Origin of the sequence: Mesorhizobium zhangyense (assembly GCF_011045115.1) — a bacterium.
Taxonomy (GTDB): Bacteria; Pseudomonadota; Alphaproteobacteria; order Rhizobiales; family Rhizobiaceae; genus Mesorhizobium_M; species Mesorhizobium_M zhangyense.
Genome location: NZ_JAAKZG010000019.1, coordinates 44080 through 60661, shown reverse-complemented (window position 1 = coordinate 60661; position 16582 = coordinate 44080). Strand labels below are relative to the sequence as shown.

Here is a 16582-nt window from a genome sequence, read left to right as displayed (position 1 = left end):
TCAAACGAAATTGAGCGACACTTCGCACAAGGCGGCCATCCCAAGAATCGCCTCTCAATATTTTATCTTTTAATATCAATGAGTAAGATAATCGCGCCAAAACTGGCACAGGCTTTGCTGATCAGTCCTCAACAACGGCAGACCCGTTGGACTTGACGCTAGAGGGCTCGGGAGGCCGGAACGTATCCGGAGCTGAGCCAAAACGGAGGACATCATGATTGCAGCCCCAACGGGCGCGGCTGTCGAGCCGCGCGGCGCAACGCCTTTCTACAAGCATCTCTATGTGCAGGTCATCGCGGCCATCATTGCCGGCATCCTGCTCGGCCATTTCTATCCCGAACTCGGCACCCAGTTGAAACCGCTCGGCGACGCTTTCATCAAGCTCGTCAAGATGATCATCGCGCCGGTCATCTTCCTGACGGTCGCGACCGGCATCGCCGGCATGACCGACCTGAAGAAAGTCGGCCGTGTCGCCGGCAAGGCGATGCTCTATTTCCTTACCTTCTCGACGCTCGCGCTGATCATCGGCATCATCGTCGCCAATGTGGTTCAGCCGGGGGCCGGCATGCACATCGATCCCGCCTCGCTCGATCCCAAGGCAGTCATGACATACGCCGAAAAGGCGCATGAGCAGACCATCACCGGCTTCCTGAGCAACATCATTCCGAGCACCATCGTCGGTGCATTCGCCGAAGGCGATATCCTTCAGGTGCTGTTCTTCTCGGTTCTGTTCGGCCTGGCGCTTGCCATGGTCGGCGACAAGGGCAAGCCGGTCGCGGACTTCCTGCATGCGCTGATGGCGCCGATGTTCAAGCTCGTCGCCATCTTGATGAAGGCCGCCCCGATCGGCGCCTTCGGCGCCATGGCCTTCACCATCGGCAAATACGGCATCGGTTCGATCGCCAATCTCGCAATGCTGATCGCCACCTTCTACCTCACCGCACTTCTCTTCGTGCTGGTGGTTCTGGGTGCAGTGGCCCGCTACAACGGCTTCTCGATCCTGGCGCTGATCCGCTACATCAAGGAAGAGCTGCTGCTGGTGCTCGGCACGTCATCGTCAGAAGCGGCCCTGCCCGCCTTGATGGACAAGATGGAAAAGGCCGGCTGCAAGCGCTCGGTCGTCGGCCTCGTCATCCCGACAGGCTATTCCTTCAATCTCGACGGCACCAACATCTACATGACCATGGCAGCCCTGTTCATCGCCCAGGCACTGGATATCCCGCTTTCCTGGACCGACCAGATCCTGCTGCTGCTGGTGGCGATGCTGAGCTCGAAGGGTGCCGCCGGCATCACCGGCGCCGGCTTCATCACGCTCGCCGCAACGCTCTCGGTGGTGCCATCCGTGCCGGTGGCCGGCATGGCGCTGATCCTCGGCATCGACCGCTTCATGTCGGAATGCCGGGCGCTCACCAATCTCGTCGGCAACGCGGTGGCAACCATCGTCGTCGCCCGCTGGGAAAACGAGCTGGATACCGAAAAGCTCGCCATCGCCTTGGGCACAACCAAGGGCGGCCGATCTGCCGAACCTGCATTGATGCCTGCCGAGTAAACCGGTTCATAACCAATGAAAAACGGCCCGTCCATGACGGGCCGTTTTTGTATTCTGCAAGCGAATGGCACCGCACTTCAGGTTTGATTGATCGAAAGGTGTTCACGACCTGACTTTTCTACAAACCCTACCTTCCCGTTACCAATAATCCTTGTATTCTCCGCATCACTTTAAATGCCCCGAAATTTGTTTCGCGTATGAATAATCGTGAGAATTATGGGGGAATTAGATAATCATGTCTCTGTCATACGCATCCAAGTATTCCTGGTTCAACTTCAAAGAACATTTTATGGCAACTCGTAATCGCCGCTCGATGAGGATGGCATTTTTCTGCTCTGCTATTGCAGCAGTGGCAGCTGGGTGCACATCATCGCCGGACATGACTGCCACGACATCATCGGTATCCAATGCTTCCGGCTATCCTGAACTTCTGATCGAGAAGAGGCCGGCAGTTCAGGAGCAGGCGAGCAAGCGAGTGTTGCCCGTCAAGCTGTCCAGAGACGTCTATGCCGGCCGAGCACCTTATATCTGCACGCCAAGCGGATTTGGCCGGACATCGAGCTGTTTTCTCCGCGGCTCTGCATCATAGCCCGGACTGGAACTGCGGACGGCGCTGGGCCGTCGCGGTCCCGGAATATTGATCGATCAGGAAACAGGTCTTGTCGTCATGCGAGCGGCATAGAGATGCTGCTCAAACGAGCCGGATCTTTTTTGTGCCCTTGAGCGGAATAGCCCGCTGCGTCGCCTTGGTACGGATAGCACTGGGCGTTCTTCCCAGTTCCTTTGCTATCGCGTTCAAATCGACGCGCTTCGAAGCCAATTGCTTCAGTTGCTTCAGTTCTTCACGCGTCCAGCGACCTTTCGACCGGTCTCTTTCCATCCAAACCACCCCCATTGCCCCGTCACTCCAAACACTCGAAATCCAAGTAGCCCAACGCTCTCCTGCACATCCCGTCATACGGCACGGCAGGAGAGTAGTATTTCTGTCGAAGGCCTATTTGCTGCCCGACAGCCGCGCCTCGATCCGCTTGAAATGAGCCTCGACATAGTTGCCCGGACGCAGCTTGCGGTACTCGTCGCCTGCCTTCGCTCGTGCATGCTTGAAGACGTACCAGTCGCCGTCCGGCTCCCGCTTCTGGAAAACAACCCCGTCCTTCTCGCGATGACTGAAGCAGGTCAAAGCCGAGGAAGCGCCGCCCTTGGCGTACCATTTGGCGTCGAAGCAGAGTTTACCCGGATCGATGATGAACCAGCGCCCGACTGCATAAGAACCTTTGCTGCCTGCGCCGGTCGAGGCGACAAAACGGCGTTCCTTTGCCGGGAAATAGCCGGAGCCGTCCTTCCAAATCCACGACCTATTGGCGTAGAGGCGATAAACCTCTTGCGTCGAAAGAGGTGCGGCGGATTGAGCCGCCACGCTGTCCTTGCCTGGAACCGCTGCTGCGCCCTGCATGGCAAAACCCATGCCCATGGCCACCAGCGCCATGACTGTTGAAAGCTTTTTCATGATCGTTCTCGTTGCCTGAGTTGATTGAGACGCTCTAATTCACAGCCGGCCCGCCGACCCGCCAGTTCGGGCGGCCATAGTTGCCCGGCCACGGATAGACCTCGCGATCGTTGAAATAGACAACGCTCGTAAGCTTCGGGAAGTCGGCATTTGGCTTGGCGACGTTTTCGGCCCAGTTGCGGACATAGCCCTGGTCGCCCTCGTAACCGAGTTCGGCCACCACGATCGGCTTGCCGTAGCCCTCGGCCAGGCGATAGCCGGGTTCGAGTGCCTCCGCGAAGGTCCGGTCCTTGCCGAAATGATCCTTGTCGAACTGCTGCAGGCCAAAGACAGTCAGGCCCACGACATCGACATAGTCGGCGCCGGGATAGAAATCACCCATGTCGGGGTTCCCCAGGGGTGACCACATGTATTTCGCCGTCTTGTTATGGCTGCGGCATACCGTGATCATTCGCTGGTAGGCCGCGACATAACTCTTCGGCTCCCAGTGCGACCAGGTGAACTGGTTGTTTGTTTCGTCCATTTCCTGGGCCCAGCGAATGGTGACCGGGCTCTTGAGATCGGCAGCCGTCGAACAGACCGACGCCATGTAACTGTCGTAGCGACCAGCCAGTATCCCCCTCAGAAGCTCGTCCGATGTTACGCGCCAGTCGACCGACCACGACCATGGCTCGACCGTTATCAGGAGTGACCGACCACGCTGCAGGGCATACTCGTCTGCGAGGGCCAGCGTGGAGAGGTCGACGTCCTCCCACGGCAGGAAAAGATGTTCGATCTTCGAATTCGGATCGTCACCGAAATCGCCATGCGGATCATAGGCACCGAAGACGATTGAGGTGTTTGTGATGACCGGGCGCTTGTCCGTGGCCTGCCCTGTTGTCTGCGGGGCACTGCCGGGAAGCCCGCGAGGCTTGCTCGCGGCCAGCACTGCCCCTGACAAGGCCAGCGAGGCGAATGAGAGCGCAATCACCAGTGAAGCGCTTTTTCTGCTCTTACTCATGGCTGAATACTCCAGTTGATGTTGGCCTCTAAACGAGGTTTTTCGGGCTTGATCGCGGGTCTGATCTTCTGCAGTTTCGAGGAGACCAGATCGCCTCTCACAAGTTTGTTGAATTCGTCGTCCTGTGCGGGCGTGGAATGCTTGAAGACGTACCAGGCCTGCCCAGGCTCTCTCCTCTGATAGATCGTGCCGCCGACCCGTTTATGGCTGAAACAGGTCGTGGCCGGACTTGCGCCGGACAAGGAATGCCATTGCGCCTTGAAACAGAGCTGGCCGTTGTCCGAGAGCGTCCAGCGTCCTTCCGCCCAAGTGGCCTTGTCGCCCGATCCTGCCCATGCGGTGAAGCGGCGCCCATCGGACTGCATCCGCCCCGCGCCGTCGCTCCACTGCCACGACTTGTTGCGGTAGAGCATGTAAAGCTCCGCGCTGGTCATGACCTGCGCATCATGCGGCGGGACCGAGGCTTCGCTGCCGGCGGCCTGCGCCGCACCGGCGAAAGCAAGGATCGAAACCATCGCCGATCCGATGACAAGACGCCGGCGTGGGCGGGGGTCCTTCATTTTGCTGTTTGAATGAAAGAACGTTGCCATGGCGTCAGCCCTCCCGCGCCGTACCGGTCAATACGGCATGCGAGACCGGCCTATGATCGGAGGCCGCATGGACATCGCCCGAGATGATGCCGGATAGCTGCGGCACAGGCTGGCCGATACTCGTTACATGAAAACCGGCTGCCTGTGCCGCGCCCCGCCCAAACGCATTGCGAAGATCGATCATGATCGCAGACCGCATCGCTTGTTTGAGGCGATAGAGATCGAGCTGGCGGATGCTCTCCCATTCCGTGACGACAACGACGGCGTCCGCGTTGCGGACACATTCGTAGGGGTCGTCGAACATCGCGACGTTCTCGAGGATGCGCGCCGCGTTCTCCATCCCGACCGGATCATGCGCCTGGATGTTGGCGCCAAAGCGCTGCAAGGTCTCGATCAGCGCCAGGGATGGCGCCTCGCGCATGTCATCGGTGTCCGGCTTGAAGGTCAGGCCGAGAACCGCAATGGTCAGGCCGTCGACATCGCCCCCAACCGCATCGAGAACCTTGAGCGCCATCCTGCGCTTGCGCGCCTCGTTGGCGGCGACGGTTTCTTCGACGACGCGCAGAGCAACGCCGTAATCCTGGGCCGTACGCAGAAGCGCCAGCGTGTCCTTGGGGAAGCATGAGCCGCCATAACCTGGCCCGGCTTTCAGGAAGGCCCTGCCGATGCGATGGTCGAGCCCGATGCCGAGAGCCAATTCGCCGACATCGGTGCCGACCTGCTCGCAAAGATCGGCAAGTTCATTGATGAAGGTAATCTTTGTCGCCAGGAACGCGTTCGATGCATATTTGATCAGCTCGGCGGCGCGACGCTGGGTGATGACGATGGGCGTTTTTGCATCCGCCAGCGGGCCGTAGAGCACGGCCATCTTTTCCCGCGCCACGTCGTCCTCGATGCCGATGACGACACGGTCCGGGAACAGGAAATCGTCGATTGCTGATCCTTCGCGCAAGAATTCAGGGTTCGAGGCGACGGAGAAGCTGCCCTTGGGACGAATGGTTGCGATGATCTTTTCGACCGCATCGCCTGTGCCGACCGGAACGGTCGACTTGACCACGACGACCGCGTGGTTCTCCATTGCCTGCGCAATTTCCTTGGCCGCGCCGTAGACAAAGGAGAGATCGGCATCGCCATGGCCGGGCCGCGGCGGCGTGCCGACCGCGATGAAAACGACGTCGGCGCCAGCCATCGCCTCGGTGATGCTGGTCGTGAAGACCAGGCGGCCGGTCGCATGGTTGCGAAGCACGAGCTTTTCCAGGCCGGGCTCGTAGATCGGCAGCTTGCCTTGCTTGAGCTGTGCGATCTTTTCCGCATTCTTGTCGACGCAGACGACCGTATTGCCCCATTCGGCAAAGCAGGTTCCGCTGACAAGACCGACATATCCGGTTCCGATGACTGCAATTTTCATGATCTTCAGCGCTCCCTGGCGCACTTCTGGTCTAGTGGTTGAAACGCGGCTCATCGCTGAGCCAACGGGGTCTGAATGTGATCTTGCGAAGACCTTCGCCGCCATTTCCAGCGCCGGCGACGGCATATTTCTCGTCAAACAGGCTGACGCGGCCGAAACCGAATGCCAGAGATTCCAGGCCGTCCAGACCGCGTTCGGCAGTCGCGATACCCGGCAGCAGGAAGAGCGAAAGGAGGCTTGCCGCCATCGCCGGCCGATAAGAACGATGCGAAACCCTGACGACGTTTTCGCGAGAGTGTTGGACCACGATCACCAGCAGCAATATTGCGTAGAGTGCCGCATTGATGATCGCGAAGATGTAGAAGCCGCGCGCGTCGCTCGCATCCTTCACCAGCAGCACCGGCACGACCGAGGCGATCGAGAGAAAGCCGTAGGGTGCCAGGACGCGCAGCGGCAACGGATCGACTTCCGAGGTGCCCTTGGGCGTGATGCGAAAATCCACGAAGGAGCCTGTCAGCCAGTCACGAATGGCAGCGATGGTCCCGGCCAATGCCCAGGGCCAGCGCGCGAAGAGGAAGAGCATGAACTCCCAGCTCAGGATCCTGGCATCGACCGGCCGGAACGAGCCGCTTGACCGCCAGCGATAGGCCAGAAGGATCAGGATGGCGGAGAGCGGAGCGAAATGCGCGAGAAAGCCGGGATAGGTAACGCTGACGAAATTCTCGCCGCGGACCAGCGCCACGATCGGCAAGGCGAACATCAGCGCCATGAAGAGCGCGAACAGCGGATACCAGAACTGTGAAAACACGAACTGGAGCTTCAGCCGCAGCGGCAGGCGCGGAACATAGACCGGAGAATATTGCAGAAGCAGCGTGACCAGGCTGCGCGACCACTGGAACTCCTGGGTGACGAGATCGGCAAAAGTGCGCGGGCCATCGCCATGGGCGATCGCGTCCAGCGCATGAACGCCGTGCCAGCCATGGGCATTCATCATCAGCGTGGTCGAGTGATCTTCGGCGAGCTCAGGCCCGAGGCCGCCGATTTCCTTCAGCGCCGCGGTGCGGACGGCATAATGCGATCCGATGCAGAGCGGAGCGAGGCCGCCATTGTAGCCGGCCTGCAGCGAACCGTGCATGCTGGCCTCGGCATAGAGGCGTCCACGCGCCGACCAGCTTTCGGCAGCGTTGCTGTCACAGATGCTGGGCGCGGAGACATAACCGACTGCCGGGTCGGCAAACGGGCGCAGCATCTCGCGCAGATAGCCGGGCTCGGGGACATGATCGGCATCGAGCTGGACGCAGAAGTCGTAGAGTTCATAGCCGTAGTGATCATAGAAGAAGGCAAGGTTGCCTTCCTTGCAGCGGGTGCGACGCGGCCAGGTGGCGCGGTGATAGTCGGTCCTGCCCTTGCGCGTCGAAACGAGGACGCCATGCTGCCGGCACCAGTTGAGGGTCTCAGTCGAGGGATCCTCGTCGGCAAGCCAGGTGTGGTGGGGCACATCCTGTGCGAGCATCGCCTTCAGCGTCACAGCCACCACCGAAAACGGTTCCGAAGGCGCCTTGGTTACGACCATCGCGACGCGACTGCCGGCCGGCAGACGAAGCGGGCCGCCTGGCTTGCGGGCGCGATAGAAGATGGCAAGGAAATAGCCCGGCAAAAACGTGACCCAGGCAAGCGGCAGCGAAACCGCGAGAAACCCGAAAAGTCCAAGATAGTGCGCGGGATCGATCCACCACGTCCAGAAGTAAACGAGTGCCGCAAGCCAGACACAGGCGCCGGCCAGAAATTCGACGCGGGCGTAGCCGGTAAGCAGGGGAACCAGCAGCGGTTCGGTTGCCCGACCGTCGATATCCGTCGCAGGCTTGAGTGTTGACGTCGTCATGCCCGTGCCTCCAGCCCGAAGAAGGGAGCAGCGGTGCGTACGATCGTGTCGAGATCGGAGAACTCGGTCGAAAACCCCAGGGCCTGTGCGGCCATGCTTGGGTCGGCATAGAGCGCCGGCGGATCGCCAGCGCGTCTCGGATGGAGCTCTATCGGGACTTCCCGTCCGGTGGTCCTTGCAACGGCATCCAGGATTTCACGGATGGAGGATCCTTTGCCGGTGCCGAGATTGACCGCCAGGTTTTCACCACCGGCATTCAGATAATCGAAGGCGAGCAGGTGGGCGCGCGCCAGGTCGTTGACATGGATGTAGTCACGAATGCAGGTGCCGTCGGCGGTCTCGTAGTCGTGGCCGAAGACAGTCAGGTGCGGAATTCTGCCGCCCGCCGCAAGCAGCGCGCGCGGGATGAGATGCGTTTCGGGATCATGCCATTCACCGAGTTCGCCATCGGGATCGGCACCGCAGGCGTTGAAATAACGCAGGGCGACATAACGCTGGCCGTAGGCGGCCGCATAATCCTGCAGCATGTGCTCGGCGATCAGCTTGGTCCTGCCATAGGGATTAATCGGAGCCTGCGGCGTCGTCTCCTTGATCGGAAGTGTCGCCGGCACGCCATAAGTGGCGCAGCTCGAGGAAAAGATGATCTTGTCGACCTTCGCCAGACGGCAGGCGTTCAGGAGCGACTGCGTCCCGGCCACATTGTTCCGATAGTATTTCGAAGGATCTTCGACGGACTCTCCGACATAGGCCGAGGCGGCGAAATGGATGACCGCCTGCGGCTGGTACTGCATCAGCGTCTGGGCCAGATGCGTTGTGTCAAGAATGTCGCCGTGAACGAACGGTCCCCAGCGCACCGACGAGCGGTTCCCGGTCACCAGATTGTCGTAGACGACAGGCTCCAGGCCCTTCGCGCTGAGTAATTTGGACGTATGACTGCCGATGTAACCGGCGCCGCCGGTCACCAGAACGCGGTGCGTGGACATCATGCCGTCTCCGCGAGCTTTCGCGTTTCCCGAGTCAGCAGGTCGTCGAAATAGAGGATGGTCTTCTGCAAACCGACCGACAGCGCGACCTTCGGCGACCAGCCCAGCGCGCTTGTCGCGAGCGAGATATCGGGACGGCGCTGGCGCGGGTCATCGACCGGCAGCGGCCGATAGACGATCTTCGAACGCGATCCGGTGAGACCGACCACCTGCTCGGCAAGTTCGCGAATGGTGAATTCGCCAGGATTGCCGAGATTGACGGGGGCGGCAGGCGCATTCGGCGATGTCATGAGCCGCAGGAAGCCGTCGATGAGATCGTCGGCGTAGCAGAACGAACGTGTCTGCGAGCCATCGCCATAGATGGTTATGTCCGTGCCCTGGAGGGCCTGCACGATGAAGTTGGAGACGACGCGGCCGTCATCGGGACGCATGCGAGGACCGTAGGTGTTGAATATGCGGGCGATCCTGATGTCGACGCCGTGCTGCTTGTGAAAGTCGAAGAACAGCGTTTCGGCGCAGCGCTTGCCTTCGTCATAGCAGGAGCGCGGACCGAACGAATTGACGTTGCCCCAGTAGGATTCCGGCTGCGGATGAACATGCGGATCGCCGTAGACTTCCGAGGTGGAAGCCTGAAAGATCCGGATGCCGCGCTCTTTTGCCAGCTCAAGCAGGTTGAGTGCGCCGAGCACGCTGGTTTTCATCGTCTGAATGGGATCGGCCTGATAGTCCGGCGGCGAAGCCGGGCAGGCCAGGTTGTAGATCTCGTCGACCTCGGCAGCCAAAGGCTGCGCGACGTCATGGCGGAGAACCTTGAAGCTTCGGTTGTTTCTGAGGTGGTCGATGTTGCTGAAACGGCCCGTCAGGAAATTGTCGACGCAAAGAACTTCATGTCCTTGCGAGAGTAGCTTGTCGCACAGATGTGATCCGAGAAAACCGGCGCCGCCCGTCACAAGGACACGGCGCGGCGCCAGAACGGGACGAGAAATGCGGACATCACTCGACCTTGGTTCGGCGACAGACGTCGCCGATACCGAACGCAGTATTGTCATAATTAACCCCAAATGCCCTTGCTATACCTGCAGTTCGATCGATACGCTTCCTAAGCTTGCGATCTACACAAATACAGCTACCCAGATACGCAGTTACTCTTTACGCTACGCACTTCAGTTTACTTGAAGGTTTCGGACAAGTTTTAAAAATTTCGAAGAAGCATTTCCTCCGCCTTCTTGTGTTTTTATATGTAATAGGATCCACTCTGTCGTTATCTTCGAATCCAAAATATTGTCATGGAATACATATCTTGAGCTAATACGATGGAGTTGCCTACTTGGCCGACCGGCTTAAGGCTCCCACCCATTATGATCTGAACTTGCGGCCTGGAGCCGATCAAAGCGCCCGGCCGGCAGGGCTGGGCAGAACATCTTGCTATATCCACAAACTACGCCACATAATTAACTGGGGCTGGGGCATAACCGGATTCGGATATGGCACCACCTGATGGGGAAGTGACTAAACCAAACGACGCGTCGGGAGGGCTCAGCGAGCATCCACAGCGCGAGAGGCGCCGTTGGCCGCGCGACGATGGGCAGCAAACGGCTTCACCCGGACCGCCAGCGCTTGAACCGCTTGTTTTCTCGACCCGCGAGTTGGCGCCGACACAGCAGTTTGCCGCCTGGCAGGCGCATGTGGCGGCGCTCGTGGACGTAAAGCTGCCGGACAACAAATCCATCGATGACGGCTTCCCGGCCGACCACACTGCCTGGAACCTTGGCCGCATGCTGATCGTGCAACAGACCGTTCCAGGCCACAGCTACGTGCGATCCGCCGCGAAGCTTCGATCCAGTTCGATCGATCACTGGAATGTCGTCTTGCCGCGCAGTGGGCGGGCGTGGACGGAGGTCGACGGCCGTGTCGTCGAAGTTCCTCCGGGCGGCGTCCAGATCAGATCGCTTGGCTATCCGTTTCGCGGACGCGCAACGGACTCCGAAAGCCTCTGCCTCTATTTGCCCCGCGATCTGTTCACCGACGCTACGGCGCCCTTCGATGCGAAGAACAATTCCGTCCTGTCGGACAATTTCGCCAATCTCCTCATCAGCTATGTCAATGGCATCGAAGCAAGGCTGCGGAATCTGGCCGACGACGATCTGCCCCGCGTCGTGCAGGCTACGCGCGACATCATCATTGCCGGCCTCTCCTCGCCAGCCGAGCACGATGCAGCCTTCGAACATCTGACAGGCGTGGCGCTGATGGAACGGGCGCGCCGATACATCCAGAGCCATCTCGACGCGCCTGACCTGACACCGGAGGTGATGTGCCGGGCGCTTGGTGTTTCGCGCTCGCGGCTCTATCAATTGTTCGAACCGAGCGGCGGGGTCGCGCACTACATCCAGAGGCGGCGGCTTCTGGCAGCGCACGCCGCCCTCAGCGATCCGGTCGATATCCGGCGCATCATCGATATTGCCGAGGCCGTCGGTTTCAACTCGTCCGCCAATTTCAGCCGAGCGTTCAGCAAGGAGTTTGGCTACAGCCCCCGCGAAGCACGCAATGCCGAGGCCTGGCTTCGGCCCGCACACTCGAATTCCTTGGCCGAGCACGAAAAAGCCGGGTCCTTCGAAGACTGGCTGAAGGCTTTGGGAAGCTGACGGCGGCCCTGTTCGTCAGCCCACCAGCAGCGTCAGGTCGGGATGCAGTTTCTTGAGATTGGGCAATGATTTCGATTGCCAGGGTATCTCCGACGTCCCCCGCACCGTCATACGCACGCCAGGGTGCTTTCGTGCCTCGATGGTGAATTTCGCCAGGAGATTGATGCCGGACGAGTTGAGAAACTGCAGGTCCGTCAGGTTGAGCGTTATCGCAGACGGTTCGGCGGCAAGAACGCTCATCGCCAGCGCCAGAATAGGTGCATATTCCGCGGAACTGGCCAGCCGCATGACGCCGTCGAAATAAATATCGTTTCCGTCAGCCCATACCCGGTAGTCTTCTGTCTTTATTTCCATGGCGTGGCGTTGTTCCGCTCAATTATGGGTTTGCGAGATAGGGATAGAAGCATAAGTTTCTAGACAAATACGATCATTTTCATCCGTCGGGCTGAAAATCCAGGCCAGCCGTGCGCCATAGTCGCTCATCAAGGTCAAAAGCCCAAGGCCCGAACCCGTCATCTCCGGATCGGCGGCGTTAGCCTCGATGCGCTGAATGAGAAGATCGCCGGGATCACCGACCGTTATCTCAGACAGGAGGCCCTGGAATCCGGAAGCCACATCACCTTCGACGACATTGGAAACCTTCACCTTGAAGGTTTCCGCGTCCATCGACGCCTCCACCATGATTTCACCCGGAGCGCGAAATTTTACCGCGTTCTCGATGAGTTCATTGACCAGGTAGCCGATGCTGTGCCGCACTTCCTTATAGTCGTTGCGGGATGCCTGAAACCGCACGGCAAACAGATCGGCAATGAAATCCGACGTCGTGGCGCAATGGTGCCAACTCAATTCGAGTGGCCCGTCGAACAGACGCACGCGACTGAGGCCTCCGCCCATTCCGATTGCAACGTCGGCCGTTCCAAAAAGCGTAGTCATCTACCTATGCCTCATGATCACGAGGGTTATGTCGTCGTGGATCTTCTGAGTTCCGATATAGGCCATCAGATCATCGATAATTCCGGTTTTGATCTCCTCCGCACTGCCACCGTGATGTTCGCTGGCACTCTTGCAGAGGCGGTCCAGGCCAAACAGCTTTCCTTCTGAGTTTTCAGCCTCGGTCACGCCGTCGGTATGAAGAACGATGACGTCGCCGCTGGCGAACGGGATATCGCGGGTGGCAATGAACGGCTTGATGTCCTGCTCCAGCCCGACAGGCAGGCCAAGATCGATCGTATCGATGCGCTCGACCTCGCCAGCGCCCCGCACGACCAGAACCTCCTCGTGCTGGCCCGACAGCGTCACGCGCTCGTCCCTGAAATCGAGAAAAGCCAGCGAGAGATGCTTATCAGTGTTCGTCCGCTCGATGTTCTTGAAGATCGCCCTGTTCAGGCGATCGAGGAACTGGCGCGGATCGCCCTCGCCCGTCTCCTGGAGGGCGCGCGCGACGGACTGGACCATCAGCATCAGGACGCCGCTCTCCAGCCCATGCCCGGTCACGTCGCCGATCCCGATCTTGACGTGCGCTCCATCCTGCAGGACGTCATAATAGTCGCCGCCGACCTCGTCGGCGGGCCGCATATAGGCGGCGATCTCCACCTGCGGCATCGCTTCGAGTTCGCCGGCCTTCGGCAGGACCATCATCTGTATATGCTTGGCGACCGCGAGTTCGGCGCCAAGCCGGACGTTCTCGTCGCGCAATTTGTTGTTCAGGGCCGAGATTTCCTTGTTCGCGCCCTCAAGTTCCTTGGTCCGGTCGTCGACCAATTGTTCCAGGTTTTCGGTGTGGAAGCTGATCTGCTCGGCCATGCGGTTGAAAGCCGCCCCCGCCTCTCCGACCTCGTCGCGCGTCGGGATGTTGACCCGGACGGAGTAGTCCTTTGCCTGAAGCCGCTTGGCAGCACCCGCAAGCGCGCTGAGGCCGGCGGTAATTCTCTTCGAGATTCCGGCTACCGCGGCAAAGACGATCAAAAGGGATAGGGCGATTGCCGCGATCTGATAGAGCAGAATACGGTTCGTCGCACGCGAAATGCTGTTCTGCGCGGCAAATAGCGAGGCATAGATTTCCCGTTCCGGCACGACGATGCCCACCGACATCGTCTCGGGCTTCACCGGCCCGGAGCTCCAGAGATTCGTCGGATTGAGCTTTTTGAGAACCACTATGTAGGGAACGTTCTCGCCTTGCTGGTCGAGCATTATGTGCTGGATCACGCCGTCATTGTTCCTGTCGAGCGGCAGGGCGGCGATGGCAGGCTGTGTGCTTCCGCGCAGCGACCGCTCCAGCCCGGTGACGCCTTGCGTAGCCTTGTCGCTCGACGATTTCAGGCCGATGACAGATTCGCCGGCTGGATTGATGGCTACCACATTGCCGTTCGACATGGTCAGGAAGCCGAAGCCGGTATCTGAGATCTTCACGCTCTCGACGATCTCGGCAAGCTGATCGAGCGTGATATCGGCCCCCGCCGTGCCGGCAACGCCAGTGCGGTCTCGAGTCCACAGCGGGCTGAAGAAGCTGACAATCAGCTTGCCGGTGATCGCGTCGGTATAGGGTGCAGTTTGCGTGATATCGTCCGCAACAGGGCGCGACGCCGGATTGGCAGCCCATTGCTGCCAGGAGCCATAGATTCCGGGAAAGAAGAACTCCCAGAAGTCCGCCTTGTTGTGACCGGGATAGAGGCGGTCGAATGTCTGGGCCTGGTCCGTATAGGGAGCCGTTCTGAAGATCGGCCGTTCCTTCGGACCGATGAAATACATCTGCAGCTTTGACGAGCCGCCGGCTAGCAGGCTCGGTGCGACAAGATCCAGGACGGCGCTATCCTCGATTTCGTTCTGGACAGCGGGGAGCGGACGGTGATCGGGACCCAACAGATAGCCCCAGACACTCACCACCGATGGCGCGCCTGGAAGGTTTTGTGCCCATTCGCCCTTGGGATCATAGACAACATTCACCGACCCAGGTGCCTGATGCGCCAGGCTCGCGCCGATCTGCTCCTGCCTCGCCGGATCGTCGATCTGGCCTTGCAGAACGCCGGCCAGAGCCTTGACGTCTCCATGGACCCTGTCGAGCAGGAGATCGACGCGCGAGGCCGTCGAGTTGGCGTAGGACAGAATGTATTCCTGATTTGCCTGCGTCAGGCCTTCGCCGACTTCCGACGTCGCATCCCGCGACAGCTTCTGGACATTCCACAGCGCCAGCCCGCCGCTCACCAAAAGGTCGAACAGGACCGCACCGCCAACAACCAGTATGAATTTGGCCCGAAACGAGCGCAGGCCAAACCGAGGTGTCCGCTCACTTTCGGCGTTCATGACGGTTTACGCCCTGATGCGACCCAGATTGGCCAACCAGCATAACCCTTCGGATGCAACGCCGCAAAAATGTGATCCTGGAAGCCTTGCCGAAAGCGCTCGATCATCTCCGGGTCATCACCGCGCCGTACCGCCATGTCGCCGGCATAGACGTTTTCCCAGGCAGTGATGACGTCGGCGAAGTCCTGCGGGTCGCCATCGCCATTGGTGACCATGAAGGACTCGACGCGAATGTCCTCGAACCCCGCTTCGATCAGGTATCGCCGGCTCTTCGGGCCGAGTTCGACATCCATCTCGAAATGTTTGAACAGCTTCGCAACCTCGTTATAGGTCCACTGGATGCTGTCGGCGCGTGGTTCGCCGAGACAGTGCGAATTCTTCTCATTGGTGATGTAGACGCGCCCGCCCGGTCTGCATATCCGGAAGAGTTCCTTGAGAATGAGCTCGGGGCGATTGAAAATCTGGAGCGAGTGCCGGCAGGTGACCAGATCGAACTGGTCTTCCTCGAGCAGCATTTCGGACGCATCGCCATAGGTATATTCAATGCCCCGTATATCGAAATCCGCCGCGACACTTCGAGCGTAATCAAGGCTCGATCTGGAATGGTCGAGGGCAACGATCCGCGCCGGCTGGAACTCCTTCTGCACGAGCACCGCGAAATCGCCGATGCCGCAACAGATATCGGCCATGACTATGCCCGGCTGCATGCCGTGGCGCGGCAGGATCTTGCGTTCGTGGCGCCACGTCATCTTGGTTTGCGTGCGCAGGATGGGAATGAAGCCGCCTTCTTCAAGGAAACTCTGCCCGGGATAAAACTGGCTGTCGTATTCCTCGACCGTTATGTTCGGCTCAAGCCCGTGCAATCGGCCGAACTTTCGCGTCGTCCACCCAACCACGCTCGATGTAATGACGACAAATTTGAGATCGGGCCGGGTGCGGCAGGCGTCGATGATGACCCGCGAGAAGGCATGAAACGCAGTGTTGTTCATCTGCGTCAGGCGCCTGATATTCACATATAGAATGCCGCGCACACGAGCGATGGACTCCTTCAGCAGCGTCAGGCTGGGTGCAAGCTCGTCGATCGACTGGGGCCGAACCACTCCGGAAATGGAAAACTCCTGATTGTTTGTGTCGTATTGCGCCCGAAAGCGCGGAATCAGGTCATACGGGTTCACTGGGCAGGTCCTCGAGCGGAAGATCCACGACCAGCTTGATCGTGTCAGCCTCTGTTTCCTCGAGCCGGAGCTTCGCTTTGTAGTCAACGGCCAGTTCCAGGAGGACGACTTCCCGGCTCGGCGAAAGGTCGCCGGAAACCGAGTTCATATACCGGTCCCCGGTCGCCGATCCGACGATCTGCGACAGCGCTTCCCGGTAGAATTGCCGTTCTTCGGGCGTGCAGGGAAAGGTCAGCTCGATCCTATCCACCCGGCCCTGCCGCGACACCCTGCATGCCAGTTCGCCGTCGGGATGGCGGGTGCGAAACGCAACCTCCAGCAGTTCGTTCGCGACGGAAGAAAAGAGGTTTGAATGCCGCACCGAGTCGGAGCGGTTGTGACTGACCATTCGTGCCAGGTAGGACGATATCTGATCGCAATACAGCCACATCGACAGGAAGGATTTTATTTCCATGTCGACCTGGATCATTGGTCCGAAATCGGTATCGCGAGAGGCAACAATCATCTTCATTCCCCGCTGTTTGCAGTCTTGCAGATTTCACCTAC

General features: G+C 59.5%; 16 protein-coding genes. 2 read left to right on the top strand and 14 right to left on the bottom strand.

The genetic code is table 11. From position 1 onward, the window contains the following. The first annotated feature begins 214 nt into the window (after nucleotides 1-214). Nucleotides 215-1549: a dicarboxylate/amino acid:cation symporter gene (locus G6N74_RS27405; protein WP_165121163.1), complete on the top strand. Its 1335-nt coding sequence runs from the start codon at nucleotides 215-217 to the stop codon at nucleotides 1547-1549. A 225-nt stretch (nucleotides 1550-1774) separates the two neighbouring features. On the opposite strand, the gene G6N74_RS27400 is transcribed toward G6N74_RS27405, so the two are convergent. From G6N74_RS27400 to G6N74_RS27360, 9 genes are all read right to left on the bottom strand, one after another. Next, on the bottom strand, nucleotides 1775-1957 hold the full coding sequence (locus G6N74_RS27400; RefSeq protein ID WP_165121162.1) for a hypothetical protein: 183 nt from the start codon (nucleotides 1955-1957) through the stop codon (nucleotides 1775-1777). Nucleotides 1958-2240: 283 nt separating this feature from the next. Then, a complete protein-coding gene (locus G6N74_RS27395; RefSeq protein WP_165121161.1) occupies nucleotides 2241-2444 on the bottom strand; it encodes an SANT/Myb-like DNA-binding domain-containing protein in 204 nt (67 codons plus the stop codon). A 99-nt stretch (nucleotides 2445-2543) separates the two neighbouring features. Next, the gene (locus G6N74_RS27390; protein ID WP_246246006.1) at nucleotides 2544-3056 is read right to left on the bottom strand and encodes a DUF995 domain-containing protein; all 513 of its coding nucleotides are present in this window, start codon (nucleotides 3054-3056) and stop codon (nucleotides 2544-2546) included. A gap of 34 nt (nucleotides 3057-3090) precedes the next feature. Continuing rightward, nucleotides 3091-4056: a glycoside hydrolase family 26 protein gene (locus G6N74_RS27385; protein ID WP_165121160.1), complete on the bottom strand. Its 966-nt coding sequence runs from the start codon at nucleotides 4054-4056 to the stop codon at nucleotides 3091-3093. Further along, nucleotides 4053-4646, bottom strand: coding sequence for a DUF995 domain-containing protein (locus G6N74_RS27380; protein ID WP_246246005.1), 594 nt, complete (start codon nucleotides 4644-4646; stop codon nucleotides 4053-4055). The genes G6N74_RS27385 and G6N74_RS27380 overlap by 4 nt, the downstream gene beginning before the upstream one ends. A gap of 4 nt (nucleotides 4647-4650) precedes the next feature. Further along, the gene (locus G6N74_RS27375; RefSeq protein WP_165121159.1) at nucleotides 4651-6054 is read right to left on the bottom strand and encodes a UDP-glucose dehydrogenase family protein; all 1404 of its coding nucleotides are present in this window, start codon (nucleotides 6052-6054) and stop codon (nucleotides 4651-4653) included. Nucleotides 6055-6085: 31 nt separating this feature from the next. After that, nucleotides 6086-7936 carry a glycosyltransferase family 2 protein gene (locus tag G6N74_RS27370; RefSeq protein WP_165121158.1) on the bottom strand — a complete coding sequence of 617 codons (1851 nt, stop codon included), beginning with the start codon at nucleotides 7934-7936 and terminating at the stop codon, nucleotides 6086-6088. Beyond that, the gene (gene galE, locus G6N74_RS27365; RefSeq protein WP_165121191.1) at nucleotides 7933-8919 is read right to left on the bottom strand and encodes a UDP-glucose 4-epimerase GalE; all 987 of its coding nucleotides are present in this window, start codon (nucleotides 8917-8919) and stop codon (nucleotides 7933-7935) included. The genes G6N74_RS27370 and galE overlap by 4 nt, the downstream gene beginning before the upstream one ends. After that, nucleotides 8919-9968, bottom strand: a complete 1050-nt coding sequence (locus G6N74_RS27360; RefSeq protein WP_165121157.1) for a UDP-glucuronic acid decarboxylase family protein — start codon at nucleotides 9966-9968, stop codon at nucleotides 8919-8921. Before G6N74_RS27360 ends, galE begins: the two co-directional genes overlap by 1 nt. A gap of 456 nt (nucleotides 9969-10424) precedes the next feature. On the opposite strand from G6N74_RS27360, the gene G6N74_RS27355 reads away from it, so the two are divergent. Next, nucleotides 10425-11561: a helix-turn-helix domain-containing protein gene (locus tag G6N74_RS27355; protein ID WP_312857931.1), complete on the top strand. Its 1137-nt coding sequence runs from the start codon at nucleotides 10425-10427 to the stop codon at nucleotides 11559-11561. A gap of 15 nt (nucleotides 11562-11576) precedes the next feature. Here G6N74_RS27355 and G6N74_RS27350 read toward each other — a convergent pair whose 3' ends face one another. The 5 genes from G6N74_RS27350 to G6N74_RS27330 are packed head-to-tail and all read right to left on the bottom strand — an operon-like array spanning nucleotide 11577 to nucleotide 16505. Next, nucleotides 11577-11915, bottom strand: coding sequence for a slr1659 superfamily regulator (locus G6N74_RS27350; protein WP_165121155.1), 339 nt, complete (start codon nucleotides 11913-11915; stop codon nucleotides 11577-11579). A gap of 18 nt (nucleotides 11916-11933) precedes the next feature. Next, a complete protein-coding gene (locus tag G6N74_RS27345; protein ID WP_165121154.1) occupies nucleotides 11934-12494 on the bottom strand; it encodes a slr1658 superfamily regulator in 561 nt (186 codons plus the stop codon). Next, nucleotides 12495-14861 (bottom strand): SpoIIE family protein phosphatase, encoded by a 2367-nt coding sequence (locus tag G6N74_RS27340; RefSeq protein ID WP_165121153.1) that lies wholly within the window; start codon nucleotides 14859-14861, stop codon nucleotides 12495-12497. Continuing rightward, the gene (locus G6N74_RS27335) at nucleotides 14858-16036 is read right to left on the bottom strand and encodes a class I SAM-dependent methyltransferase (protein WP_165121152.1); all 1179 of its coding nucleotides are present in this window, start codon (nucleotides 16034-16036) and stop codon (nucleotides 14858-14860) included. The genes G6N74_RS27340 and G6N74_RS27335 overlap by 4 nt, the downstream gene beginning before the upstream one ends. Next, nucleotides 16023-16505, bottom strand: coding sequence for a ubiquinone biosynthesis methyltransferase UbiE (locus tag G6N74_RS27330; protein ID WP_246246004.1), 483 nt, complete (start codon nucleotides 16503-16505; stop codon nucleotides 16023-16025). Before G6N74_RS27330 ends, G6N74_RS27335 begins: the two co-directional genes overlap by 14 nt. Nucleotides 16506-16582: the final 77 nt, after the last annotated feature.

What these genes read in the sequence shown, in the direction of transcription:
- G6N74_RS27370 (WP_165121158.1), bottom strand. Translation starts at nt 7,936, where the DNA reads ATGACGACGTCAACACTCAAGCCTGCGACGGATATCGACGGTCGGGCA.
- G6N74_RS27385 (WP_165121160.1), bottom strand. Translation starts at nt 4,056, where the DNA reads ATGAGTAAGAGCAGAAAAAGCGCTTCACTGGTGATTGCGCTCTCATTC.
- G6N74_RS27395 (WP_165121161.1), bottom strand. Translation starts at nt 2,444, where the DNA reads ATGGGGGTGGTTTGGATGGAAAGAGACCGGTCGAAAGGTCGCTGGACG.
- G6N74_RS27350 (WP_165121155.1), bottom strand. Translation starts at nt 11,915, where the DNA reads ATGGAAATAAAGACAGAAGACTACCGGGTATGGGCTGACGGAAACGAT.
- G6N74_RS27390 (WP_246246006.1), bottom strand. Translation starts at nt 3,056, where the DNA reads ATGAAAAAGCTTTCAACAGTCATGGCGCTGGTGGCCATGGGCATGGGT.
- G6N74_RS27340 (WP_165121153.1), bottom strand. Translation starts at nt 14,861, where the DNA reads ATGAACGCCGAAAGTGAGCGGACACCTCGGTTTGGCCTGCGCTCGTTT.
- galE (WP_165121191.1), bottom strand. Translation starts at nt 8,919, where the DNA reads ATGTCCACGCACCGCGTTCTGGTGACCGGCGGCGCCGGTTACATCGGC.
- G6N74_RS27360 (WP_165121157.1), bottom strand. Translation starts at nt 9,968, where the DNA reads ATGACAATACTGCGTTCGGTATCGGCGACGTCTGTCGCCGAACCAAGG.
- G6N74_RS27345 (WP_165121154.1), bottom strand. Translation starts at nt 12,494, where the DNA reads ATGACTACGCTTTTTGGAACGGCCGACGTTGCAATCGGAATGGGCGGA.
- G6N74_RS27405 (WP_165121163.1), top strand. Translation starts at nt 215, where the DNA reads ATGATTGCAGCCCCAACGGGCGCGGCTGTCGAGCCGCGCGGCGCAACG.
- G6N74_RS27330 (WP_246246004.1), bottom strand. Translation starts at nt 16,505, where the DNA reads ATGATCCAGGTCGACATGGAAATAAAATCCTTCCTGTCGATGTGGCTG.
- G6N74_RS27380 (WP_246246005.1), bottom strand. Translation starts at nt 4,646, where the DNA reads ATGGCAACGTTCTTTCATTCAAACAGCAAAATGAAGGACCCCCGCCCA.
- G6N74_RS27375 (WP_165121159.1), bottom strand. Translation starts at nt 6,054, where the DNA reads ATGAAAATTGCAGTCATCGGAACCGGATATGTCGGTCTTGTCAGCGGA.